General features: G+C 47.3%; 21 protein-coding genes and 1 riboswitch. Of the genes, 17 read left to right on the top strand and 4 right to left on the bottom strand.

Going from position 1 to position 24,307, the window contains the following annotated elements:
- Both AC0WRU_RS12895 and AC0WRU_RS12890 read left to right on the top strand, forming a co-directional pair.
- Window positions 1-699: a response regulator transcription factor gene (locus tag AC0WRU_RS12895; RefSeq protein ID WP_025682710.1), complete on the top strand. Its 699-nt coding sequence runs from the start codon at window positions 1-3 to the stop codon at window positions 697-699.
- Window positions 696-2,120: a sensor histidine kinase gene (locus AC0WRU_RS12890; protein WP_476124895.1), complete on the top strand. Its 1,425-nt coding sequence runs from the start codon at window positions 696-698 to the stop codon at window positions 2,118-2,120. Before AC0WRU_RS12895 ends, AC0WRU_RS12890 begins: the two co-directional genes overlap by 4 nt.
- Before the next feature lie 62 nt (window positions 2,121-2,182).
- Here AC0WRU_RS12890 and AC0WRU_RS12885 read toward each other — a convergent pair whose 3' ends face one another.
- Entirely contained in the window at window positions 2,183-3,409 is a 1,227-nt protein-coding gene (locus AC0WRU_RS12885) for a glucose-1-phosphate adenylyltransferase (RefSeq protein ID WP_476124893.1), read from the bottom strand.
- Window positions 3,410-3,647: 238 nt separating this feature from the next.
- On the opposite strand from AC0WRU_RS12885, the gene glgB reads away from it, so the two are divergent.
- Both glgB and glgA read left to right on the top strand, forming a co-directional pair.
- Window positions 3,648-5,570, top strand: coding sequence for a 1,4-alpha-glucan branching protein GlgB (gene glgB / locus AC0WRU_RS12880; RefSeq protein ID WP_476124891.1), 1,923 nt, complete (start codon window positions 3,648-3,650; stop codon window positions 5,568-5,570).
- A 54-nt stretch (window positions 5,571-5,624) separates the two neighbouring features.
- Window positions 5,625-7,067, top strand: coding sequence for a glycogen synthase GlgA (gene glgA / locus AC0WRU_RS12875; protein WP_476124889.1), 1,443 nt, complete (start codon window positions 5,625-5,627; stop codon window positions 7,065-7,067).
- A 115-nt stretch (window positions 7,068-7,182) separates the two neighbouring features.
- Here the strand turns inward: glgA and AC0WRU_RS12870 are convergent, their stop codons facing one another.
- A complete protein-coding gene (locus AC0WRU_RS12870) occupies window positions 7,183-8,259 on the bottom strand; it encodes a glycine-rich domain-containing protein (protein WP_476124887.1) in 1,077 nt (358 codons plus the stop codon).
- Window positions 8,260-8,405: 146 nt separating this feature from the next.
- Here AC0WRU_RS12870 and AC0WRU_RS12865 point away from each other — a divergent pair, with 146 nt between their 5' ends.
- The 3 genes from AC0WRU_RS12865 (at window position 8,406) to AC0WRU_RS12855 (ending at window position 11,673) form a co-directional block, all read left to right on the top strand.
- Entirely contained in the window at window positions 8,406-9,869 is a 1,464-nt protein-coding gene (locus AC0WRU_RS12865; protein WP_476124886.1) for an ABC transporter substrate-binding protein/permease, read from the top strand.
- On the top strand, window positions 9,856-10,578 hold the full coding sequence (locus tag AC0WRU_RS12860; RefSeq protein ID WP_476124884.1) for an amino acid ABC transporter ATP-binding protein: 723 nt from the start codon (window positions 9,856-9,858) through the stop codon (window positions 10,576-10,578). The genes AC0WRU_RS12865 and AC0WRU_RS12860 overlap by 14 nt, the downstream gene beginning before the upstream one ends.
- Window positions 10,579-10,823: 245 nt before the next feature.
- A riboswitch (cyclic di-AMP (ydaO/yuaA leader) is annotated at window positions 10,824-10,997 on the top strand.
- Between the two features lie 7 nt (window positions 10,998-11,004).
- Window positions 11,005-11,673 (top strand): 3D domain-containing protein, encoded by a 669-nt coding sequence (locus tag AC0WRU_RS12855; protein ID WP_476124882.1) that lies wholly within the window; start codon window positions 11,005-11,007, stop codon window positions 11,671-11,673.
- A 158-nt stretch (window positions 11,674-11,831) separates the two neighbouring features.
- Here the strand turns inward: AC0WRU_RS12855 and AC0WRU_RS12850 are convergent, their stop codons facing one another.
- A complete protein-coding gene (locus AC0WRU_RS12850) occupies window positions 11,832-12,638 on the bottom strand; it encodes a polysaccharide deacetylase family protein (RefSeq protein ID WP_476124880.1) in 807 nt (268 codons plus the stop codon).
- A 303-nt stretch (window positions 12,639-12,941) separates the two neighbouring features.
- Between AC0WRU_RS12850 and AC0WRU_RS12845 the strand changes: the two genes are divergently transcribed.
- The 7 genes from AC0WRU_RS12845 (at window position 12,942) to mobB (ending at window position 18,598) form a co-directional block, all read left to right on the top strand.
- On the top strand, window positions 12,942-13,964 hold the full coding sequence (locus AC0WRU_RS12845) for an NADH:flavin oxidoreductase/NADH oxidase (protein ID WP_476124878.1): 1,023 nt from the start codon (window positions 12,942-12,944) through the stop codon (window positions 13,962-13,964).
- 105 nt (window positions 13,965-14,069) lie between these two features.
- The gene (locus AC0WRU_RS12840; RefSeq protein ID WP_476124876.1) at window positions 14,070-14,738 is read left to right on the top strand and encodes a PspA/IM30 family protein; all 669 of its coding nucleotides are present in this window, start codon (window positions 14,070-14,072) and stop codon (window positions 14,736-14,738) included.
- Between the two features lie 130 nt (window positions 14,739-14,868).
- Window positions 14,869-15,276: a DUF350 domain-containing protein gene (locus tag AC0WRU_RS12835; protein ID WP_025682698.1), complete on the top strand. Its 408-nt coding sequence runs from the start codon at window positions 14,869-14,871 to the stop codon at window positions 15,274-15,276.
- 26 nt (window positions 15,277-15,302) lie between these two features.
- Window positions 15,303-15,809, top strand: coding sequence for a DUF4178 domain-containing protein (locus tag AC0WRU_RS12830; protein WP_476124874.1), 507 nt, complete (start codon window positions 15,303-15,305; stop codon window positions 15,807-15,809).
- Window positions 15,810-15,822: 13 nt separating this feature from the next.
- A complete protein-coding gene (locus tag AC0WRU_RS12825; RefSeq protein WP_476124872.1) occupies window positions 15,823-16,581 on the top strand; it encodes a DUF4247 domain-containing protein in 759 nt (252 codons plus the stop codon).
- A gap of 194 nt (window positions 16,582-16,775) precedes the next feature.
- Entirely contained in the window at window positions 16,776-18,053 is a 1,278-nt protein-coding gene (locus AC0WRU_RS12820; protein ID WP_476124870.1) for a molybdopterin molybdotransferase MoeA, read from the top strand.
- A complete protein-coding gene (gene mobB / locus AC0WRU_RS12815; protein ID WP_476124868.1) occupies window positions 18,050-18,598 on the top strand; it encodes a molybdopterin-guanine dinucleotide biosynthesis protein B in 549 nt (182 codons plus the stop codon). The genes AC0WRU_RS12820 and mobB overlap by 4 nt, the downstream gene beginning before the upstream one ends.
- Before the next feature lie 4 nt (window positions 18,599-18,602).
- On the opposite strand, the gene xerS is transcribed toward mobB, so the two are convergent.
- The gene (gene xerS, locus AC0WRU_RS12810) at window positions 18,603-19,703 is read right to left on the bottom strand and encodes a tyrosine recombinase XerS (RefSeq protein WP_476124866.1); all 1,101 of its coding nucleotides are present in this window, start codon (window positions 19,701-19,703) and stop codon (window positions 18,603-18,605) included.
- Between the two features lie 125 nt (window positions 19,704-19,828).
- On the opposite strand from xerS, the gene AC0WRU_RS12805 reads away from it, so the two are divergent.
- From AC0WRU_RS12805 to AC0WRU_RS12795, 3 genes are all read left to right on the top strand, one after another.
- Complete coding sequence (locus tag AC0WRU_RS12805; protein WP_476124864.1) at window positions 19,829-20,338, top strand: GNAT family N-acetyltransferase; 510 nt, start codon at window positions 19,829-19,831, stop codon at window positions 20,336-20,338.
- 209 nt (window positions 20,339-20,547) lie between these two features.
- A complete protein-coding gene (locus tag AC0WRU_RS12800) occupies window positions 20,548-20,694 on the top strand; it encodes a hypothetical protein (RefSeq protein WP_476124862.1) in 147 nt (48 codons plus the stop codon).
- A 399-nt stretch (window positions 20,695-21,093) separates the two neighbouring features.
- Complete coding sequence (locus AC0WRU_RS12795) at window positions 21,094-24,165, top strand: X2-like carbohydrate binding domain-containing protein (protein ID WP_476124860.1); 3,072 nt, start codon at window positions 21,094-21,096, stop codon at window positions 24,163-24,165.
- Window positions 24,166-24,307: the final 142 nt, after the last annotated feature.

Below are 24,307 nucleotides of genomic sequence, written 5' to 3'. Positions count from 1 at the left end.
GTGAGTAAAGTTTTAATCATGGAAGACGAGGAATCCATTCGCAGCTTTATCGTTATAAATTTGAAACGAAACGGTTTCGAGGTGTTGGAGGCGTCGGATGGGCATGAGGCTCTTAATATTTTGAACACGGTACGGGATATTGATATCGCGTTGCTCGATGTAATGGTGCCGGGCATGGACGGTTTCGAGGTCTGTCGAAGAATTCGGGAAACGAATGAGCGAATTGGTATTATTTTTCTAACGGCGAAGGTTCAGGAGCAAGATAAAGTATATGCCCTGTCGGTAGGGGCAGATGATCATGTCAGCAAGCCCTTCAGCCCGACGGAGCTCATTGCCCGTATTCAATCGCTGCTGCGGAGGGTAAATGTACACCGCGAGACGGCAGCCAAAGTATCCTTTCAGTCCGGTCCGTTCACGCTGGATCTGATTGCCAAGCAATTTAAGAAAAACGGGCAGCTGATTGAGCTGACGCCAACAGAGTTTTCCCTGATTCAATTTTTTCTTGAAAAAGAAAATACACCGCTCAGCCGGGATGTTTTGCTTGACCACGTGTGGGGCAAGGAATATATGGGCGATCCAAAAATCGTGGATGTGAACATCCGGCGGTTGCGTCAAAAAATTGAAAACAATCCTTCTGAGCCCGCCTTTTTACAAACGGTTTGGGGACATGGATATAAATGGAAAGGTCAGGCTCAATGATTAAAAAAGGAATTCGCAGACAGATTGTGCTTCACTATTTTTTTGTGGTGTTCTTGGCGCTTCTGTTGGTAGAAACCATTTTCATGTTTGCAATCCGGGGGTACTACTACGACACGATTTATAAACACATGGAAAGCCGTATTGAATCAGTAGGTGAGTTTGCACCTAAATTCAAAGACCCAGAACAGTCTTTGCAATCGTATTTGTTGAATACATTTTCTTTGCCCAACACGGAATTTCAATTACTCGATGAACAGGGAAATGTAATTGATAACTCGACGAACTTTGCGGCAGATATAAGTGTGCAAACGAGCGATGTGCCACAAGCGTTAGCGGGGGATACGGGTAGCTGGATCGGCAAGCAACCGGGTACGGGGCAACAGGTGATGGCGGTATCCAAAAAACTGGACAATATTGTCGGAGATCAGGTCTACATTGTACGGTTTACCACCTCTCTGGAAAAGGTCAACGACAAGCTGTTTACGATTACGCTGTTTTCCCTTGGCATCATGGCAGTTGTACTAGTTATTGTATTTGTGGTCAGTACAGGTCTCGCTAATTCCATCGTTAGGCCAATTAACAATATTCGCGATGTATCAGCTCAAATGGCGCAAGGACGATTCGATACACGTATTAAAGGCGATTATCGTTATGAGTTGGGTGAGCTGGCTTCGACACTAAACTACATGGCGCAAGAAATTGTCAGAACGAATCAAATCAAAGATGATTTTATTTCATCCATATCTCATGAACTGCGCACACCGTTGACTTCCATTAAAGGCTGGAGTGAAACGTTAGATTCCGGCACCTTTGACCCAGAGGAGACGAAGATTGGGATGCAAATTATTTCCAAAGAAACAGACAGGTTGATCGGTCTGGTGGAGGAAATTCTCGATTTTTCCAAGCTGGAGCAAAACGCAATGAAGCTTGTCATGGGAACAGTGGATCTACGGGAGCTTCTACAGGAAGTTATGCTGAACGTATGGGCAAAAGCGGAAATGAAGCATATTAAACTCCAACTGGACTCGGAGAAAGCAGCATATCTGGTTCATGGCGACGGCAACCGTCTGAAACAGGTGTTTTTAAACATTGTGGACAATGCCATCAAGTTTTCGCATGAAAGCTCTATTATTTTTCTGTGTCTGCAACGGATCGCAGACAACATCGAGGTATCTGTGCAAGACACAGGAATCGGGATTAGCGCGGAGAATCTTGCCAGAGTAAGAGACCGCTTTTTCCAGGTAGACCATCAGAATGGTGGTACGGGATTGGGATTGGCAATCTCACAGCAGTTTGTGGAGCGCCATCAAGGGCAAATGCTCATCAAGAGTGAATTGGGAGCAGGCACCACCATTACAGTTTCATTGCCTGCATTACAAGCTGAGCAACCCGCAGAGTCCCCGCAACTCACTCAAGGCTAGTTATGTAAACAGCCAGCACCTCACTATAGCGGGGTGCTGGCTGTTTGACGTTTTTCGTTCCATTATGAAGTAAAACCTTCAGCGCGCAAGCGTGTGTTGCGCTCATAAGCTTCTTTCAGCATGCGGGCCGTTTGTGGGCGTACCGCCATTTTCCCGAACACTGTTTCATTCGGTCCGATAACCATAATCTCACTCGGGTTACCCTTGATGATTGCACCGTCACGAATTATAGCACCTTCCCCGATAATCGCGTGCTCAATATGCACATTACGTCCGATACGGGTGTTAGGCATAACGATACTTTCCTTAATAGCTGATCCTTTACCTACCTCGACGCCGCTAAATACGACGGAACGTTCGATTTGACCTTCTACTTGGCAAGAATCATGTAGGAGGCTGTCCAATGAATCCGTTTTGCTGTTAGATAGCTTGTGTGCGCTCAACCTTGTACGGCGTTCACGCGTATACATAGGCCAGTCTGTCCGTTGCAGGTCAATAGCGCAATCCTCTTGCAACAGATCCATATGTGAATCCCACAGGCTTTTAACGGTACCTACATCCTTCCAGTAGCCTTGAAATTCGTAAACATACAAGGACTCTTGATCCGCCAGCATTTTAGGAATGATGTCTTTACCAAAATCATGACTGGATTGCTCATCCTCGGCGTCCTCCACCAAATACTTTCTCAAATAATCCCACTTAAACAGGTAAATCCCCATAGACGCCAGGTTACTTTCCGGTTTTTCTGGCTTCTCGGCAAATTCTGTGACACGCAAATCCTCATCGGCACTCATGACTCCGAATCGGTGCGCCTCATCCCAAGGCACTTCCATAACGGAAATCGTAGCCACTGCACCTTTTTCTTTATGGTAGTTCAGCATTTCACGATAATTCATATAGTAAATATGATCACCGGATAAAATAAGCACATGCTCCGGGTTTTGGCTGTCAATATATTCGATATTTTTATGAATGGCGTCTGCCGTTCCCAAATATTCAGCGTTGTCTGTGTTATAAGATGGAAGTAAGGTAACTCCATTGTCGTTCGTTTTGGTAAGACCCCAAGGAGATCCATCCCCAATATGCTCGTGCAAGGATTCCGCCTCATATTGCGTCAGCACACCTACAGTATCAATGTCTGAATTAACACAGTTGCTGAGAGGAAAATCGATAATTCGGTAATGACCGCCAAAGGGTACGGCGGGTTTTGCAATCGTTGAAGTAAGGGGAGCAAGACGGCGTCCCTCTCCGCCTGCCAGCAGCATGGCAATGCATTCTTTATTAAACATTTCGTTTCCCTCCCGGTTTAGTTGTCTGTTGTAGTACATACATAAACGGTATGGGGTGCTCTTGAAACCATCAGGTGTGTAAGATCCCCCAAAATTTAAGGTTTATTTCTTTCATAGTCATTTTTCTGTTCATTGTGGCTAGAATGGGGTAATAACTCAAGTCAGCTTTGACCGGAAAGTAAATGTATTTCCGAATCATACATTTTGTACGAAACAAACATATAAAGGTGGTGGCGTGATGACAGACCAAACTCTCCCGCAACAGGCTGTATCGCCGGAAGATATTTATTTGTTTCACGAAGGAACGCTTTATCACAGCTACCGATCTTTGGGTTCCCGCCTTACTGTGGAGAACGGAGAACAGGGCGTCCGTTTTACGGTCTGGGCTCCTCATGCTCTCCATGTCGGGCTTGCTACAGATCGTAACAACTGGAATGGGGAACAGGATTCCTTATATAGAGTTCCCGAATCCGGCTTTTGGAGTCGTTTTTTTCCGGGAATATCCCAAGGAACTTTTTACAAATATCATATTACGGGTGCAAATGGTGAACGTTTTCTAAAAGCAGACCCTTACGCGGTACGCGCAGAATTGAGGCCGGCAACGGCTTCCGTGGTTGCTTCACTGGAGGGCTATGTTTGGAACGACGCGGCTTGGCGGCGTAAACGGAGAGAGCCTTATGGAAAACCCCTTCATATATACGAGCTGCATTTGGGCACTTGGAGACAAAAAGAAGACGGTACATTTTATACATACAGGGAAATGGCTGAGCTTCTTGTGCCCTATGTAACGGAAATGGGTTATACGCATATCGAGCTTATGCCGCTCAGTGAGCATCCGTATGATCTTTCCTGGGGATACCAGCTTACCGGATATTTTGCGCTGACAAGCCGTTATGGGGAACCGCATGATTTTATGTACTTGGTGGATCGTTGTCATCAGGCGGGCATTGGGGTGCTTATGGATTGGGTTCCGGCTCATTTCGCCAAGGATGCTCATGGTTTGAGACTGTTTGATGGATCGCCGCTGTTCGAATACGCGGACCCGCTAATTGCAGAAAAGCCCGGCTGGGGAACGCTGACGTTCGATTACAGCAAGCCGGAGGTGCGTTCTTTCCTGATATCCAATGCGTTGTTCTGGATGGATGTGTACCATATTGACGGCCTGCGCGTAGATGCTGTGACGAGTATGCTGCGGCTGGATTTTGAAAAGCAGGATGGTCAATATCGTTTTAACTCCAAGGGTGGCATTGAAAATGAGGAGGCTATTGCCTTCCTTCAACAACTGAATGAAACAGTATTCCGCTATTATCCGTATGCGCTGATGATGGCAGAGGAGTCCAGTGCCTGGCCGATGGTGACTTCCCCGGTAAGCGATGGAGGACTCGGCTTTAATTACAAATGGAATATGGGCTGGATGAACGACACACTTGATTATATCGAAACGGATTTCGATCAGAGATCCGAGCGCCATAATTTGCTGACGTTCCCCATAGCCTATGCATACAGCGAGAATTTTACACTGCCGTTGTCGCACGATGAGGTCGTTCATGGTAAAAAGTCGCTGCTTGATAAAATGCCGGGTAGCTATGAACAAAAATTTGCCGGGCTTCGAGCGCTTCTCGGTTACCAAATCACCTCACCGGGTAAAAAGCTGTTATTTATGGGAGGGGAATTCGGCCAATTTATCGAATGGAAAGATGAGGAGCAGCTTGACTGGTTTTTGCTGGATTATGGCAGCCACCGTACGCTGCACGCTTTTACGAAAGCGCTGAATCATTTGTATATACAGGAAAAAGCATTATGGGAGCTAGATCATTCGTGGGATGGTTATCAGTGGATTGAGGCAGAGGACCGTGGGCAGAGCGTAATTACGTATCTACGTAAAGGTAAAAAACCGGGAGATACACTGGTCATTCTCATCAATTTTCAGCCTGTGGCAAGAGAGCACTACCGAATTGGTCTGGAAAAATCAGGCAGCTATATCGAGTTGCTGAACAGTGATCATTCGGACTTCGGTGGTAGTGGCCAGTTGAACACCGAAGTGTTGCGCACGACGAAGATCCCTTGCCATGGACAACTGCACAGCCTGGAGGTGACCATTCCGCCGCTGAGCGTCGTTATATTGAAGAAAGCATCCCGGAGGGCTAAAAAGGCGGATTAATCCATGTTACAACTGGTTTAAAATAGGATTGAGGTCATTAAGGAGGAAGCATATATGAAGATTCTATTTGCAGCAGCAGAAGCACATCCATTTATTAAAACAGGCGGGTTGGCTGATGTCATTGGCGCACTGCCGAAGGCCCTTCTTCAGGCAGGGTGCGACGTCCGAATCATTTTGCCTAAATATGCGGGGATTCCCGATACTTATAAGAAGTTACTGCGTCCGGTAACGGTCAAGCATGTCGCTGTAGGCTGGCGTGATCAGTATTGTGGAGTAGAGGAACTGACGCTGGACGGAATCAAGGTTTATTTTATAGATAATGAATATTACTTCGGTCGTGAAGGGATTTACGGTTATATGGATGATGGCGAACGCTTCTCCTTTTTCAACCGGGCGATTTTGGAAGTATTGCCTGATTTGAATTTCCAGCCGGATATTTTGCATTGTCATGATTGGCATACCGCGATGGTACCGTTACTATTGAACGCTAATTACCGTCATTTGGCCTTTTACAGTGATATTCGCACCGTGTTTACGATACATAACCTGCTGTATCAGGGGGATTTTCCATATGAGGTCTTAACGGAACTGCTGAATCTCGACAGTAGCTATTTTACCCCTGAGGGTGTGGAGTATCATGGCAGACTGAATTTTATGAAGGGCGGACTGACCTACTCGGATCATGTCACCACAGTAAGTCCTACCTATGCAGAGGAGATTCAGACAGAATTTTACGGGTATGGGCTGGAAGGGCTGCTGCGTAAGCTGGGAGAGCAGGGGCGTTTATCGGGTATAGTGAACGGAATTGATACCAAAAGCTACAATCCTGTTACGGACAATCGTATTTATATGAAGTACCGCACCAGTCTGGTCAAGAAAAAGGAAAACAAGATCGGTCTGCAAAAGGAACTGGGTTTGCCGGTACGACCGGATGTGCCTTTAATTGCGATGGTAACCCGACTTGTGGATATGAAGGGACTGGATCTGGTAACAAGGATACTTGATGAGATCATGTACTATGATGATATTCAGTTTGTCGTGCTAGGCACGGGAGATCCGGCCTTTGAGCACTGGTTCCGGGAAGCGGCTGGACGTTATCCCTTGAAAATGTCGGCGCAGCTGGCATTCAGTGAACCTTTGTCCCGTAAAATTTATGCTGCAAGCGATATGTACCTTATGCCGTCGAGGTTTGAGCCATGCGGAATCAGCCAGTTGCTGGCGCTTCGCTATGGTAGCATTCCCATTGTACGGGAAACGGGCGGTCTAAACGATACCGTACATGCTTACAACGAGTCTACAGGCGAAGGGAACGGTTTTAGCTTTAAAAACTACAATGCACATGATATGCTGCATACGATTCGTCGTGCGGTTGATTTTTATCGCCAGCCTGAGCATTGGTCCAAGCTTACGAATACCGCTTTTGCAGGAGAGTACAGCTGGGATGTGTCGGCGGGAGCGTATCTGGATATTTACCGTTCACTGATTGGGAACGAATGAACAGAGTGTACTGGGGTAAAAGTGTTCAAATGATGCAGAATTGACAATGTACAATGGAAAAAGGGCATTCCTCATGAAGCCAATAATGGCTGGGGATGCCCTTTTTTTGATGTGATCAGTCGCCTCCGCCTCCACCACAGCTGCTTCCGCATGAGGAGCTACTGCTGCACGAGGAATGGCTGCCGCCGGAATCACCTGAATCGTGATGAGATGAGCCTCCATCATGGGAGCTACCGTGGGAAGAGTGATGGTGCGAGTGATGCGTATCCCAGTTCGAGCAACCGCTTGCAGAGCTACAGCCTGAGGAGCTGGCTAATGCGGCACTGCCCGTAGCATACGGATGCATGTGCAAGGCAAACTGATGAGGTTGATACCAGGAATACCATACGACGGCCAGCAGCAGATAATCGATTTGCAAATAGTTGACCTTCGGTAGCCGCTTGCCATCTGGATCATCCACTGCTTCATTCACCCGATTACGCAGATGGTCCACAATTCTCTGAACCGCTTGCTGTGTCTGCTGAGAAATGCCCATGCCCTCCTGCGTATTCCAACGGTCGCCTGCTGGCTGCCCGGAAGCTGTCAGCTTGTAATAGTGTGCAAGCTCGTTATTCGGCAATGGATGATTAAAAAAAGTTCCCCACAAGCTCGCGCTATAGCGGTTCCAGCCAAAGCATTCCACATACAGCCAGTCAAACCATGCCCGTTCATCCGGCATCGGCTGTAATCCGGAATGAGGGGCGTGGTGAAGCATACGGCCAAAGAAGGCTTCCGAGAATTGCTGGTATTCCCGCGTAAACATCAGCATTTCATGCCACAGTTCATCCACATCTGGACTAAACATCGGCACCCGATTCATAATCGCGCATAGCATAAAATACCGTTTTAGCTCATTCCAGCGCCAATCGTATTCCTGCTCCGTCAGGTGAGGATGGGCTTCCACCACACGCTGCCTGACACTATGAGCGTAGGAGGCTGGAATAGATCGTTCCAAAAGCTGCATTAGCTCTATAATTTCCTTATGACGTCCTTGTTCAAGGGAAGAGGGAGACGGGGAGCTTAGGAAAAATGCATTACGGCGACGTGTCCGTCGATGTCCTCGGTTCCTTCGGTATAATGCGCGGAATAAAAACCAAAAAAAGATGATGTCGACCACAATAAACCACGCCCAAAAGCTACTCATATTATTCATAATGACTGCTCCTTTGTGGGAACTGTAATTTACATGCTGTGAAAAATCATAAAATAGTGCTATAACATTCATTGCATATTCATGCATATTCATTTATAATGACACAATCTTATTTATTATAAAGAATTTAAGGAGAGAAAAAAAGATTGAAAAAGCTATATCGTTTTACCGCCCTGGTTTTGACGGCGGTTATCTTGCTGTTGGCTGGTCTTCCCATGCTCACTGCATACGGAACGGAAGCAAAGGCTAAACAGAAGCTTGTACTTGGCACAAGCGCAGACTTTGCGCCGTATGAGTTTCATAAGGTAATTAACGGGAAGGATACCATTGTTGGCTTTGATGTTGATATCGCCAAGGAAATTGCCAAGGATCTTGGCGCGGAGCTGGTTATTGAGGACATGGGCTTTGACTCGTTGCTGCCTGCTCTGCAAAGTGGCCGCGTAGACTTGGTTCTGTCAGATATGACACCGACGGATGAACGCAAAAAGAGTATTGATTTTTCGGATGTGTACTATCACTCCAAGCAAGTGATTATGGTACGCCCGGAGGATAAGGACAAATATGCGACGATGGCTGCTTTGAAGGGCGAGAAGATCGGTGCACAAAAGGGGAGTATTCAAGAGGAAATTGCTCAGAAAGTGCCCAATGCCTCAGTAACCTCACTGGACAAAATATCCGATCTGGTGCTCCAGCTTCGGACCCAACGTGTGAATGCTGTAGTGATTGAAGACACTGTCGCTAAAGGGTACACATTGGATGGCACTGTAACGCTTGCCAAGGCGGTGCCTGAGGATGCAGGAGCAGATACAGCTGTAGGTATTCGTAAGGGAAATACTGAACTGCTGGCATCTGTAAATAAAACGTTGGCTCGGCTGAAAGCAGACGGGGCTATTGAAAAGTTTTCTACAGAAGCGAGTGCGCTCTCTGCGGATCGACAGGCTTCTTCCCATAATATTGTGGATATTTTCTGGAAATATCGCAGTTTATACGCTACGGGTATCGGCTACACGTTGTTGCTGTCTGCCCTCGGGGTACTATTCGGATTTATCATTGGTCTGATCATTTCTCTGTTGCGGATGAGCGGTGTACGCATCATTGAGTGGTTGAGTACAGCGTACGTGGAGGTACTGCGTGGCACACCTATGCTGGTACAGCTTATGATCATCCATTACGGGGTTGCTTTGACGCTGGGCGTCAATTTTTCGCCACTCCAGTCCGGTATTATTACGTTATCACTGAATAGCTCGGCATATCTGGCTGAAATTTTCCGTGCAGGTATTCAGGGAGTAGACCGTGGTCAGATGGAAGCAGCCCGTTCACTCGGTATGGGACGAGGCAAAGCTATGCGTCACGTCATTTTACCGCAAGCGTTCAAGTCCGTACTGCCTGCCATCGGCAATGAGTTTATTACGATTATTAAAGAATCATCCATCATTTCTACCATCGGTATGGTGGATATTATGTATCAGGCCCAAGTCATTAAGAACATTACCTACGAAGGACTAAGTCCATTCTTAATCGCGGCCGCTATTTATTTTGTAATGACATTCAGCTTGTCGAAGCTGTTGGGTTTATGGGAAAGGAAGTTGAGAGCCAGTGATCACCGTTAAACAACTGCGTAAATCGTTCGGCAAAAATGAAATTTTAAAAGGCATTAATGTAGATATTGCCAAAGGCGAGGTTGTCGTCGTCATTGGACCGAGTGGCTCGGGAAAAAGTACATTTTTGCGTTGTATGAATCTGCTGGAGCAGCCGACTGACGGGGAGATTCTGTTTGAGGGTGAGTCGATTACGGCTCGTGGTCACAACATTAATGCGACTCGTGAGAAAATGGGGATGGTGTTCCAGCATTTCAATCTGTTCCCGCACAAAACGGTGCTGCAAAATCTGACGCTTGCGCCGACTCAGGTTAGAGGCCAGGCAGCAAAGGAAGCGGAGAAAATTGCGTTGGGGCTGCTGCGCACCGTTGGACTTGAAGACAAAAAAGACACCTATCCAAACCAGTTGTCCGGTGGACAGAAACAGCGGATTGCAATTGCACGTGCCTTGGCGATGCAGCCGCATGTGATGCTATTCGATGAGCCGACCTCCGCCTTGGACCCTGAAATGGTCGGAGAGGTGCTGGACGTGATGAAGAAGCTGGCTGAGGGTGGCATGACGATGGTCATCGTAACGCATGAGATGGGCTTTGCCCGCGAGGTAGGTGACCGGATTATCTTTATGGATAACGGTCAAATTGTGGAGCAAGGTACACCGGAGCAGGTTTTTGGTACTCCAAGCCATGATCGTACTCGGGATTTTCTTGCCAAGGTTTTATAAGAAATGAGCTTTTAAAGCTATGAAGCAAGCCCTCCACGACGGAAGTTTGACGGGAGGGCTTATTCTTTTTTTTGTCATATCCTTTCAGATTTTTATTACCTTTTTCGATTTTTTGATGACAAAATTGTAACGGATATAGTATGATGTTCAAGGTTCCCAACAATTTCATGCAGATTAGGTTACAAAATTGTGATACTATGCAATGAGCCAAAACTTACCGGGGCAGCAAACAGCCAGACAGACGCTGAATGCGGGACCCAAAACCATGGGAAGTGCGGGGGACGTAACAACGGCAGTCACTTCTGATCCGTCTTCATACGAAGGGATGGAAGGTGCCTAGGGGTGAATTGCATTAAGCATAGGGCTTCTCCTGAGTCCGAATCCGACAGCTAACTTCGCAGGCATATTAGAGGAGGTACATATCTTTTGAAACATCTGAAACGTATTGGAAAAACAATGAAATTTGCAGTGCTGGCCGCAGCTATCGCAGGATTGGCACAGACAGCAGGGGTAGCTGACGCCGCTTCGCTTCATACCGCCAGGGAAGGTGATACCTTCTTTTTGCTTGCTCAGCGTTACGGGGTATCTGTAGAGGATCTGCAAAAGGAGAACCCGGATGTTGCTGCCAGCAATATATATGCAGGAGTACAAATTAAGGTTCCGGATGAGAACAAGGTAAAGGTCTCTTCGGATTCGAAGCCTCAGCTTTTGTCCGAGAAAGAGCCAGCAGGTGACGGTCAACAGGTTGAAGCATGGGGCAAAACATTTAGCTACAGCAAAGTAGTTGACGTGAAGGCCACAGCGTATTCCGCAGCAGCCTGTGAAAATGGAAAATGGGGAGCGGTGGACTATTTCGGAAATCCGCTTAAGCTCGGTACGATTGCTGTAGATCCAAGCGTAATTCCTTTAGGTACGAAAGTACTGGTTACAGGCTATTCCCATCCAGGGCTGCCGGATCAATCTTTTGTAGCGGTAGCACGCGATAAGGGCAGCGCCATTACAGGGAAACGGATTGATATTTTCATTCCGGGTAGCCCATCTTTTGTGAATGACTTTGGTTTTCAAAATGTGAAGCTGTACGTCATTGATAAATAGACTGTATAAGCCAATGAATTATATTTACATAATATATATTATGTAAACCAATATCAAATAACTTAATCGCCGATCCTAATTCATATGGGCTTTGTCGAATAAAAAAGGGCTGTCTTGACGAGCAGAATGCATCTGCTGGTAAGACAGCCCTTTTACTATTATTTCCGCTCCGAGGTGTGAAGTAGCCGTGGAACCGTGACAAATTTGTAGCCCTTGGCTTTCAGCGACTGAATGAGACCCGGCAGGGATTGAACTGTGCCTTTCAGGTTGGAGCTTTGACCTCCACCTGCGTGCATTAAAATGATGGAGCCTGGTCCGGTAGCAGGAATTACATTACGCTGAATTTGTGTTTTACTCAGTCCCTTCCAATCGAGGGAGTCTACGTTCCAATTTACAATCATGTAGCCGTGACGACGCGCCCACTGGATCTGAGGCTCCGTTATTTCACCATAGGGCGGGCGAATCAGCTTGGGTCGAAAGCCGACGGTGGCCTCCAAAATATGTTCTGTTTTCTTAATCTGGTTGCGAAAGCGCTCCGGTGAAGCCTTCCTAAAATCCGGGTGGGTATAGGAATGGTTGCCTATGGCATGGCCTTCACGTATGATACGGCGAATCATGCCCGGGTGTTTTTCCGCACGGTGACCGACGATAAAGAAGGTGGCTTTGATACCATTCGCGTGCAAAATGTCCAGAACCTGCGGCGTATACCGGGAATCGGGCACGTCATCAAAAGTTAGGGCAATTTGCTGAGTATGCGGGCCGCACATTTTAAAAATATCCGCATGTTTTTTTCGAAGCATGGCTAATGTAGGAGTGGCTCGTTCTCTGCTCTTATGTGCTAAAGAAGCAACAGTCGCTTCCTTGGGAGGGTTCGTTCCAATATCGGGAGGCGCATCCGCGTGAACGGGAAAACTCGAAAATGCTAGTAACAGTGCCATGATTGGCCATATTCCCCTGTACGGCATATGTATCCCCCTTTCCGTGCAGTGGTACCTTCTTTCGCTTTCATTTATTATGTACCTGACATGTTGAAATTATGCCGCTGAACAGGTTAGACTATTGAGTGGCTGAGTTGAAATGCAGCACAATACGGATGTAAGTGCAGATCACGAAGCTAAACGCACATATTCTATTAAACCTGACCGAAAACAACAGCATTTTCGCAAGTTTTAGCCTTTTAATGGATTCGGTATCCAGTGATAGCTGGTGTATAATGAGGTTGGAATTCATATTGTACAGAGTTGGAATTAAAGGAAGGATGGATAAAAGTGACCGACTTGTTTACTCCTTATCAATTAAAGGGACTTTCTTTAAAAAACCGGATTGTAATGCCCCCTATGTGCCAATATAGTGTGGAGGCCAAAGATGGAAAGCCAAATGATTGGCATCATGTCCATTATGTTAGCCGGGCAGTAGGTGGTACCGGGCTGATTATTGTGGAAATGACGGCGGTCCACCCGGATGGACGTATTACAGATCATGATCTGGGCATTTGGAGTGACGAGCATATTCCTGCATACCGTAAAATAGTGGAAGAAGTCCACAAGTACGGTGCCAAAATCGGAATTCAATTAGGTCATGCCGGACGAAAGGCTGAAGATGCCGACTTGCCTGTTGCACCGTCCTCGATTGCTTTTAGCGATCGTTTCAAGGAGCCGCATGCTTTGACGACAGTCGAAGCCAGGGAGCTGGTTCAGGCTTATAGGGAAGGCGCGCGCCGCGCGGTGGAAGCCGGGTTTGATACGGTAGAAATTCATGGCGCACACGGTTATCTGATCCATCAATTTCATTCACCTTTAACGAATACCAGAGAAGATGAGTATGGACAGGATCTATCGCTGTTCGGTGTTGAAGTGATTCAGGCTGTTAAAGAGGTACTTCCGTCTGATATGCCTGTGTTGATGCGGATATCCGCCAAAGAGTATGTCGAAAACGGATATAATGTGGAATACATAGCGGGCACAGGGGAACGATATCGTGATGCAGGTGTGGATATTTTTCACATCTCCTCTGGTGGCGAGGGGCCAATTGGTTCTAACGGCGGTCCATCTGCGCGAGCGGGATATCAGGTGGATTTGGCACATAAAGTACGTGAAAAGCTGAATGTTCCTGTAATCGCTGTCGGTCTGCTGGACGATTATGAGGATGCCCGGCGGGTGATTCAGCAAAAAGAAGCTGATCTGGTAGCGATAGGACGCGCTATGCTGCGCGATCCGTATTGGGCGTTGCATGCATCGCGGGATCTGAAAGTACAGGCGGATATCCCGGAGCCATACTTGCGTGGTTTCTAAAATGCACTTTATCAGATAATATTTTTGAAACTCTATTTGCAAAGCTTGCGTAAACATGTGTACAGAGCTTAAAATTTAAGCATTCAACTCTAGGAGGAACTTCACATGTCTATTTTCAAACGTTTAAGAGATCTTACGATGTCCAATATCAACTCCATTATTGACAAGGCCGAAGATCCAATTAAAATGACGGATCAATACATTCGTGATATGCAAGAGGACTTGGAGGATGCAGAGAAAGCCGTAGCCGCTCAGATTGCCATTGAGAAGAGATTCAAACAGCAATATGAAGAGCAGGCCGCTTTGGTGAAAAAACGCGAAGAGCAGGCTCATACGGCAGCAAAAGCGCAAAATGTGGATCTGGCTCGCCGCGCGTTGGAAGAAAAGAAATCTGCTGAGCAAAAAATGACCGAGTTCAAGACGGGCTACGAGCAGAATAAAGCGGCAGCCGATAACCTGCGTGGTAAGCTGGATGAAATGCGCAGACAACTGACGGAAATGAAGAACAAGCGTGAAACACTGGTTGCCCGTTATAATGCAGCCAAAGCGCAAACAGAAATTAACAAAGCGATGAACGGTTTTAGCTCCGATACGGCAACTGCCGGACTGAAGCGTATGGAAGAAAAAATGCTGCAAGCAGAAGCGCATGCTGAAGCAAGCAACGAAATGTCCTCTAAGGAAAAATCGCTGGATGAGGAATTTAAGGAGCTTGATAAGAAAAGTGCCGTGGACGATGAGCTTGCCGCTTTGTTGAAGCAATACGATAATAAATAAGGTTATAAGCATGGCCGCCTGCGTGGCTGCAAAGGAAGCGAAGGGGAACCGTTTTCTCCTTCGCTTTTCCCTGCCCGGAGGCGTGAATCAACATATATGAAGGTCAAGAAGATGTGGAGGATGGTATGAAATGCATTTTTTAGAAACGATGAAAGCGATGCTTGTATGGACTGGCGCCGGTGCCGTTTTGTTGTTCGTATTGATGTACATTGATTCTTTATTTACGAAGTATAAGGATTTTGCAGAAGTGAAAGCCGGTAATATGGCCGTAACGGTACGGTTAATTATGAAGCTGTTTGCACAAGGGTATATTTTGTCAAGCTCGATTGCTACAGCTAACAATTTGCTGGAGGCGCTTGTGTATTCTGTGATCGCCTTTGTCATTCTGTTTGTTTTGGAAGTTATCGTTCGTCTGTTACTTCGGTACTGGGCACAGCTTGATCTGGATAAAGGTACGCAGGAAGGCAAAATTGGCTTTGGTCTGTTTTCAGGTACGCTGCATCTGGTTGGTGCTTTGATCATTGCGGCATGTTTCTAGGCTAAAGAAAGGCAGGGGGAATCATCATGGGTGTATGGAAACGAGTTTCGAATCTGTTTGCCAAGCCGGAGCCGCCGAAAGCGGAAAAAAGTATGCTTCATTTAAATCCGGGCGATATCTGTGAAGTGTCGCTTGTCACATATGAAGTGGTAGGCCGAGTACATAATCGTGCTCGGAATGCCGTTGTTTTGACGCTTCAGGATGGTAATCAAGTCAGCTATCTTCACATTGAGGAACGGGAAACGCTGCAATTTGGACTGTATCAGGCCATCGACGGCAGACTGGACAACCCGGAGGAAGTGCCAACGATTCTGGAGCTGGATGATATAACATATCATTTGGAAGAGCAGTATTTTGGGCATGTTACGGTTATGGGCCGTGCTCCTTTTCGACAGGGTGGAGAGCAGCACGTTTGGCAGTATCAGTCAGATGATTACCATTTGCTGCGTGTAGAGTGGCAGGACGGTCGCTTTATGCTATATGAAGGAGAAGAAGTAATTACCGGAGACGTCAAGGTTATTCGGGCAAGCTAGGAGAGGGTGACACATGGGCAAACGCACCTGGCAGTATGCATTAAAGGTCATTGTGGCGCTGAGCTTGTTCGTATCCGTGTTAAGCGGCTGCGGTGCGCCAAATGTGAAAGATACGTACCCGCTGGAATCGGTTAGCGGCAGCGGCAATTCGACCTCGTACGTGTATCGCGCCGCAGGTAAAACGGTCCCGGAAGTGGCGGAGGAACTGAAAGAACAGCGTGAACCGGAACAAATGTCGCCGCAGAGCAATGAGCGGATGTTTCTGGTGTACAGCGATGAATGGTACCATTTACAGCAAGATCCAGCCAAGAAGGAAGACACATTAATTGAAATTGACAGCAAGAAGTATGTCGAGCAAAATTACAGTTCCAGCTTTCTAAAAGGATACTTAACGGCAACCGTACTGGATGCTCTGTTTGATTCGTTACGCGGATCTGGCTCTTACCGGGGGTATTCAAGCAGAGATGTATACCGACCTTCTCAGGGCCAGTATCGTGCACCTACGGTGCAGGAGAAGAAAGCGATCCCGCCGATTACGGTGGAGCGGAAGGGTTCCGTTACCCGCAGGGGTAAGGGGTCTGATTCCAGTGTCGGTTCCAGCGGAAGTCTGTTCGACAGAGGCTCCAGCAGCAGTTCACCGAGCAGGGGCTCGATTTCACGTGACCAGGGCAGCAGCGGCGGTTCCAGCATTTTTGATTCGCCGCGAAGATCTTACAGCAAGCCTAAAACACGCAGCGGTTCAGGTAAAATCAGTCGACGAAGCCGACGATGATGGGGTCAAGAAGTGTAATGATGATCAAAATTCTAAAATAGCACCTGCCAAAACAGCCTGGGTATGAGATTCCGGGCTGTTTTTTTGCGCATAGAGACTGGCCACGACCCAATAAATACTGTCCGCATTTGCCAGATAACGGTTTTAGCGTTATAACAGAAAGAGAGTATTTTTCAGAAGAACGGAGTGAAGATATGAATCAGGTACAATTAAATTCGGATAAATTTCAGCGCAAAGCGGTTCAAGTGGAAGAAGCGCAAAGAAGAATAGCTGCTCATGTTAAACAGGGAGAGCGGGAGGATGTAGGACTGGAGCAGGCCCATGGACGTTATTTGGGGATGGATTTGACCGCACCACACCCATATCCCAGCTTCCGTCGTTCAGGCATGGATGGATACGCCATCCTTGGTTCGGACACTGAAGTCTGTTCGTCCGGTCAGGAAATCTGGCTACGCGTGATTGATGAAATTCCATGCGGCACCGTATCGGACAAGCGGGTGGAGACGGGCTTGGCGGCGCGCATCATGACAGGAGCACAATTGCCTGAAGGGGCAGACACGGTTGTTATGCTGGAAGCAACACAGCTACGTGAGGAAGATGGACAGGTATATGTCGGCCTGAAGAAGCGCATGGAAATCGGCAAAAATGTAACACCAATCGGCCATGAGATTCAGGAAGATCAGCTTCTACTCAGCAAAGGAACCTGTCTGGGGGCAGGGCATATCTCGGTGCTGGCTACCTTTGGTGTGCATCGGGTACCCGTCTACAGGAAGCCACGGGTGGCCGTTTTTTCCACAGGTTCGGAATTGCTTGCCGTGGATGAGCCGTTGCAGCCGGGGAAAATTCGGAACAGCAATACATATATGCTGGCTTCACAAATCAGGGAGGCAGGGGGGGAGCCGTTCATCCTGCAAGCCATTCATGATGATTTGGATCTCGCCCGTGCTTCTGTACGTGAAGCGATAGCTGCCTACGATATCGTCGTCACGAGTGGCGGTGTATCGGTGGGGGATTTTGATATTATGGGCGATCTGGTACGACAGGAAGATGTGGATATGCTGTTTAACAAGGTCACAATGCGTCCGGGCAGTGTGACTACAGCCGCGGTCATTGACGGTAAGCTGTTATTTGCACTTTCTGGCAATCCTGGTGCGTGCTTTGTAGGCTGCGAGTTGTTTGTGCGACCCACCATCCAAATGATGCTGTCTTCAGAGCAACCGTATTTGCAAACCTGGACGGCGCAGTTGGGGGCAGATTATACGAAGGTGAATAATTTTACCCGTTTTGTACGCAGCTCCCTGGAAATACGCAATGGGCAAGTATACGCGATTCCTGCGCGAGTAGATGAATCCAGCGCCATGGTGACGATTAAGGACACCGACTGTCTGATCGTGATTCCTCCGACAACAGAAGGCTTGCGTGCAGGGGAAGAGGTATGTGTGCTGGTGCTTCTAGGCGGTCATGTGACGTGAATAGGATAAATCCGTATGTATGTCAGGTCGTCGGATTCAAAAATACGGGGAAAACGACCTTCCTCGGAGGGTTGATTCGTTATTTGCGGGAGTCCGGGCTACGCGTAGCTGTGATCAAGCATGATGGACATGAGTTTGAGATGGATCATGAGGGAACAGATACGTACAAGCACCGACAAGCGGGAGCCGAAGGCGTAGCCATTGTTTCAGGTGGAAGAACAGCCATTATAGAGGAGCATAGTCGGCCTGTCACCGGACTAATCCGGCATTTTCAGGCATACGACTGTGTATTGCTGGAAGGCTTCAAACAGGAGCATTATCCAAAGCTGGTCATGGTGCGGGAACAATCGGATGCCCAGCTTACCACTGAGCTGACAAATGTACAGGGAGTAGCGGTTTGGGTAGATCAAACGTATTGGGCACAGAACCATTTTTCGGATAAAACGATACAGATATTTCCCGCCGCTGCCAACGGCCCGGCAGGCCGCTGGTTACTTGGACAGATTCAGAAGCAGAGAGAAGGAGTCCCGGATGAGCAGGGCTGAGACATCAATTGGCTGAGTCGGTTAGAGTCTCTACCCGCCGTTCGATCGCCTGGGACATGGTTTTGTCAGTCAGGTGGGCATAGACTTCTGTTGTTTCTGTCGAAGCGTGCCCCAGCTGTTCCTTTGTTTTGTAAATATCGTTTTGCAAATAGTAGTCGGTGGCAAAGGAATGACGGAGCTTGTGAACAGTCAGGTAAGGCTTGCCGAACCGTTTGGCGTACTTGATGATCATCGCCTGAATCGCTCTTTTAGTCATACGTTTGCCTTCTGTACTGCCGTTAGGACGCGCGACAAAGAGAGCTTTTTCTTTTTTTGGAGCGCGGTAACGGACATGTCTCAGGGACAAATAAAGTGCGAGATCATCTTTGGATTGCTCGCGGAAATACACCGGAGTTTTAAAGGTTTCGTCGTTATTGCCTTTACGGTACACATATAGTAATTTATTGTTTACATCCAGATCGTCCATATTCAGATTAACGATTTCAGATACGCGCAGGCCCGAGTTTAGAATGAGACTGGCAATGCAGGCGTCCCGTTCCTTGTTCAGTTCATAGGAGTACAGTGCCTGCTTATTATCGGCCATATCCTGTCCATAGCCTTCATAAATATAGCCGATAAATTCAAGCAGCTCTTCCTCCTCCAGTATCTTTCCTTTGAGCTTGGCGGCCGTGTCCTTGGGTTTATGTATGCGCTTGATTTCGACCTTGGCCATAATGTTGCGCTTGAGCAAAGGATAAAAGTTTTCATCCTCAGCGATCTGGCTCAAATAATGAAAAAGGGAACGCAGGGACGAAAGCTTACGTGAAATCGTAATACGGGAGTTGGAGCCTTCACGCTTAGTCGATAGGAACAAACGGTAGCCTGTAATGCTATCCATATGGAGCGTCTCCAATTCTTCCAGCGTAACTTGGGCGTTCGTCTCTCCGGCAGACAAGCCTTCTGAGCGAAGCCATGTAAAAAAAGCTTCATAATCACGCACATATTCCAGCAATGTGGAAGGGGACAGATCGGGCAGCTTGTAATCCATAAATTGCTGCACGTACCATGGTAATCCTGGCATTTTTTCGTCCAGTTTGCGCCGGTCGATAATCTTTTGTATATTCATTGGGTTCCACCTCGTCCGATCATAATATATGTATTTTAGCATATTTTGAACAGCACCGGATGGAAGGGAAGATGGAATGCGAATCGAAGTAAAGAACGAACCGATCCATCAAGAGAGGTGAAAATATGGGGTATGACATTCAGTCGGAATTGAAGCTGTCCATAAAAAGTGCACCGGAGTCGCAGAGGAACATTATTGTGCAGCTCATGCAATTTTATTTATATGATTTTACAGCCTATCTTCGAATTGATGTTACTGAAAACGGCACATTCCCGGCTTACCCGGACTTGTATCAATACTGGACAAGCGGTGAACAGAAGCTGCCTTTTCTGATCTGGAGGCAGGACGTTCCCGTAGGTTTTGCGCTGGTTGACCGAATGTCCAGCAATCGGGAGGCTGACTACTACATGGCTGAGTTTTTTGTGCTGCGTCCTTATAGGCATAATGGGGTCGGGACGTGGGCGGCTCATGAGCTGTTTGAACGTTTTGCTGGGCGTTGGAAGGTGACTCAGATGAGCACGAACAGGCCAGCGCAGTCCTTTTGGCGCAAGGTGATTGGCAGTTATACGGATGGGGAGTACAGGGAGCAGACTCATCCGGTACGAGGGAATATAAGTCAGTTTTTCAATACCTGAAAAATTCAAAACTGTGATTAACAACAAAAATGAGTCGGGGAGAGTCTCCTGTCGGCTCTTTTTTGCGTTGTCAATTTAAGTCTTCTATCCATCCATACAGTTATTTGTAAAATTCATATATATCTGATTGGAATTATAAACAATGTGACATTGGCTCCAAAATGCAACGTATTCATAACATTACCCATAAGATTGGAGAGTGCTTTCAAGTGAAACGAACAAGTCGATACGCAAAAATGTTAGCTCTAACCCTGTCGCTGGTGCTGGTATTGTCGGCATGCTCAGATAATGGAGGAGCCAATTCTACGAATACGGGGGCAAATGCAGCGGGAGGCGGGCAAGCCGCAGAAACCTGACCTATGCAAACATTTGTTGGTCGATTTTCACTCTAAATATTTCAATATATGAAAAATTCACAATAGTAATATATAAAGGTATCAACGCCCAGGAGAAGGATCAAACCCACATTGTAAACCACGGAGCAAGTGATGATATTAACATAATCTTGATTTTTTACACAAGGAACCGAGAAAAAGATGACGAATCTATTGACCAAGACAAAATGTAAGCGCTTTATAAAAAAGTAATTCCTGTTGCATTTCATTGATAACGACTGGAGGTGAGGCCGAGAGAAGCATTGATCAGACTATGTTGGTTGGAAATACAATGATAGGAACGAATCCGGAATCGGCTGATTCTTTCATCTGGAAATGACTCGCATATTCAAATGAAATTGGAGAAGGAGGTTAAATTCAATGACGAAGGCAAAAAGCAGGTTTAGGATCGCGTGTCTGGCGTTAGTGGTAGCGGGTGCTTCCTGGACGGGATTGATAGCTCCGACACATGCCGCTCCAAGTGATGAGTATACCTGGAAGAGTGTGGTCACGGGTGGAGGTGGCGGTTTTGTGCCCGGTATCATTTTTAATGAGAAGGAAAAAAATCTGATCTATGCCCGTACAGATATTGGAGGTGCTTATCGCTGGAATCCCGCTGACGAGAGCTGGATTCCGTTGACGGATTTTGTGGGCTGGGAAGATTGGAACAAAAATGGCGTGGATGCGTTGGCTACCGATCCTGTTGATCCGAACCGTGTATATATAGCTACAGGTACGTATACCAATTCATGGGACAAGCAAAACGGACAGATTATGCGGTCGACCGACCGGGGCAATACGTGGCAGACAACGAAGCTTCCTTTTAAGGTGGGAGGCAATATGCCAGGCCGCTCGATGGGGGAGAGGCTGACGATTGATCCCAATAAGAACAATATTTTATTTTTCGGGGCACGGAGTGGTAATGGACTATGGAAAAGCACGGATTACGGGGCAACCTGGAGCAAGGTAAGCAGCTTCCCGAATCCGGGCACGTATGTTCAGGACCCTTCCAATGAGTACACCAGTGATATCGTCGGTTTGGCCTGGATTACGTTTGACAAAAAGACGGGCTCTTCCAGCAAAGCTACACAGACGATTTATGTGGGGGTAGCTGATAAGAATCAAAGTGTCTATCGCAGTACAGATGGCGGGACAACCTGGTCTGCTGTAGCAGGGCAACCTACGGGCTATTTGCCACATCATGGCGTGTTGTCATCGGACGGCAACCTGTATATCTCTTATAGCGATGGAGCAGGTCCATATGACGGGACAAAGGGTGATGTGTGGAAATTGAATACAGCTAGCGGTCAATGGACCAACATAAGTCCTGTTGCCAGTAGCAGCACGGACAATTATTTTGGATATGGTGGACTGACAGTAGACGCGCAGAAACCGGGTACTCTTATGGTGGCTACGCTGAATTCCTGGTGGCCGGATGCAACGATTTATCGCAGCACCGACAGCGGGGCAACCTGGAGCCCCATTTGGGAATTCGATGGTTATCCAACTCGCAAGCTGAAATACAATTTGGATATAACAGCTGCGCCTTGGCTGACTTTCAATGCCAACCCTGCTCCGCCGGAAGTATCGCCCAAGCTGGGCTGGATGATCGGGGATCTGGAGATTGATCCATTTAATTCAGACCATATGTTATACGGCACAGGAGCTACGATTTACGGCTCCAAAAATTTGACGAACTGGGACAAGGGCGGTAAGCTGGATATTTCGGTAGCAGCTAAGGGGGTAGAGGAAACTGCGATTTTGGATCTTGTAAGCCCTCCAACCGGTGCACCTTTGGTGAGCGCAGTAGGGGATGTCTCCGGTTTCAGACATGACGATCTGTTCAAGGCTCCAGCTAAAATGCTGGATAATCCCACTTTTACAAGCAGTGAAAGTATCGATTATGCCGAGCTGAATCCAGCTTTTATGGCGCGGGTAGGCAAAGCAGATTACCAAAAAGATCCGAATGCCAAATCCATCGGCTTCTCCAATGATGGCGGAGCAAACTGGTATAAAGCGAACAGTGAGCCTTCCGGCACAGTTGGAGGGGGAAGCATAGCCGTTGCGGCCGATGGTAATGGCTTACTCTGGAGTACCTCGGACAAAGGCGTGTTTTACTCCAAAACAGGCGGCAACTTATGGACCCCAAGTACAGGGATTCCAGCGAATGCGAAGATTGCCTCAGACCGGATGAATCCTAACAAATACTATGCGTTTGCCGCCGGAAAAATATATGTGAGCACCAATGGAGGCGTATCGTTCACGGCTTCGGCGGTATCAGGCTTACCAACAGAAGGTAATGCCGATATTGATGCAGTACGTGGAGCAGAAGGGGATGTATGGTTCGCTGGGGGCTCTGAGGATGGAGGGCCATACGGCTTGTGGCATTCCAAGGATTCCGGCGTTACGTTCACCAAGCTCGCTAATGTGCAGGAGGCAGACTTTGTAGGCTTTGGTAAAGCAGCACAGAATCGTACCAATGCAACTGTATTCATCGTTGGTAAAATCGACGGTACACGCGGATTTTATCGTTCGGACGATGCTGGCGCAAACTGGGTACGCATTAATGACGACAAGCATCAATATGCACGGGTGACGACCATTATCGGTGATCCCCGAGTTTATGGGCGTGCTTATCTGGGAACGAATGGCCGCGGTATTCTGGTGGCGGATCGTGTGGGTGGTGATCAGCCATCTACCGGGCAAGCAAGTATTACACCAACGACTGCAACCTACGGAGTGAATAACAGCAATACCGATATTACTGTCAAGCTTACACTTAACGGTAATACGCTGGAAGCCATCCAGCAAGGGAACGTGGTGCTGAACAAAGGTGAAGATTATACACTTAGTGACGAGACAGTCGTTCTTACCAACAAGTATTTATCTAAACTTCCTAAAGGTGAGACCACGCTGAACTTCCATTTTAGTACAGGCAATGATGCGTTGTTCACGATTACGGTGAAAGGGGATACGCCAAGTGAGCCGGGAACAGGTGAGGGCGTTCTGAAGGTGCAAACCTTTAATGGGAATGTATCCGCCACAAGCAATACAATCAGTTCCAAATTTAAAATAACCAATACGGGAACTTCATCCGTTTCCCTAGCAGACGTTACATTGCGTTATTATTACACCATCAATGGGGAGAAAGCGCAAAATTTCTTCACGGATTGGTCAAGCATCGGTACAGAGAATGTGATTGCTAGCTTCAAAACACTATCCAATGCGAAGCCAGGGGCAGATTCTTATGCAGAGATCGGTTTTAAGTCGGCTGCGGGTTCTTTAGAGCCTGGTCAAAGTGTGGAGTTGCAAACCCGGATATCCAAAGTGGACTGGAGCAATTATACACAAACCGATGATTATTCCTTTAATCCCACAGCAAACAGTTTACAAGATTCCACTAAAATAACCGCTTATCTGTCTGGAAGCAAGCAATGGGGGATAGAGCCTTAAATCTTAATAAGAATAATCCTAAGTCAAAGTCAGCCACTCTAATGAGCGAGCTGGCTTTATTTTCGATGACATTGTTGCCCGTCAATCTTTTTCGGAAACAAAGCAACGACAAGTTGAAAACACAACCAACAGAGATTCAAAT

This window comes from Paenibacillus sp. 1-8, assembly GCF_056316205.1.
This window is presented reverse-complemented; position numbering and strand designations above follow the sequence as displayed.

What these genes read in the sequence shown, in the direction of transcription:
- AC0WRU_RS12825 (WP_476124872.1), top strand. Translation starts at nt 15,823, where the DNA reads ATGGGCAAACGCACCTGGCAGTATGCATTAAAGGTCATTGTGGCGCTG.
- glgA (WP_476124889.1), top strand. Translation starts at nt 5,625, where the DNA reads ATGAAGATTCTATTTGCAGCAGCAGAAGCACATCCATTTATTAAAACA.
- AC0WRU_RS12795 (WP_476124860.1), top strand. Translation starts at nt 21,094, where the DNA reads ATGACGAAGGCAAAAAGCAGGTTTAGGATCGCGTGTCTGGCGTTAGTG.
- AC0WRU_RS12835 (WP_025682698.1), top strand. Translation starts at nt 14,869, where the DNA reads ATGCATTTTTTAGAAACGATGAAAGCGATGCTTGTATGGACTGGCGCC.
- AC0WRU_RS12890 (WP_476124895.1), top strand. Translation starts at nt 696, where the DNA reads ATGATTAAAAAAGGAATTCGCAGACAGATTGTGCTTCACTATTTTTTT.
- AC0WRU_RS12870 (WP_476124887.1), bottom strand. Translation starts at nt 8,259, where the DNA reads ATGAATAATATGAGTAGCTTTTGGGCGTGGTTTATTGTGGTCGACATC.
- xerS (WP_476124866.1), bottom strand. Translation starts at nt 19,703, where the DNA reads ATGAATATACAAAAGATTATCGACCGGCGCAAACTGGACGAAAAAATG.
- AC0WRU_RS12850 (WP_476124880.1), bottom strand. Translation starts at nt 12,638, where the DNA reads ATGCCGTACAGGGGAATATGGCCAATCATGGCACTGTTACTAGCATTT.
- AC0WRU_RS12830 (WP_476124874.1), top strand. Translation starts at nt 15,303, where the DNA reads ATGGGTGTATGGAAACGAGTTTCGAATCTGTTTGCCAAGCCGGAGCCG.
- glgB (WP_476124891.1), top strand. Translation starts at nt 3,648, where the DNA reads ATGACAGACCAAACTCTCCCGCAACAGGCTGTATCGCCGGAAGATATT.
- AC0WRU_RS12805 (WP_476124864.1), top strand. Translation starts at nt 19,829, where the DNA reads ATGGGGTATGACATTCAGTCGGAATTGAAGCTGTCCATAAAAAGTGCA.
- AC0WRU_RS12820 (WP_476124870.1), top strand. Translation starts at nt 16,776, where the DNA reads ATGAATCAGGTACAATTAAATTCGGATAAATTTCAGCGCAAAGCGGTT.
- AC0WRU_RS12840 (WP_476124876.1), top strand. Translation starts at nt 14,070, where the DNA reads ATGTCTATTTTCAAACGTTTAAGAGATCTTACGATGTCCAATATCAAC.
- AC0WRU_RS12885 (WP_476124893.1), bottom strand. Translation starts at nt 3,409, where the DNA reads ATGTTTAATAAAGAATGCATTGCCATGCTGCTGGCAGGCGGAGAGGGA.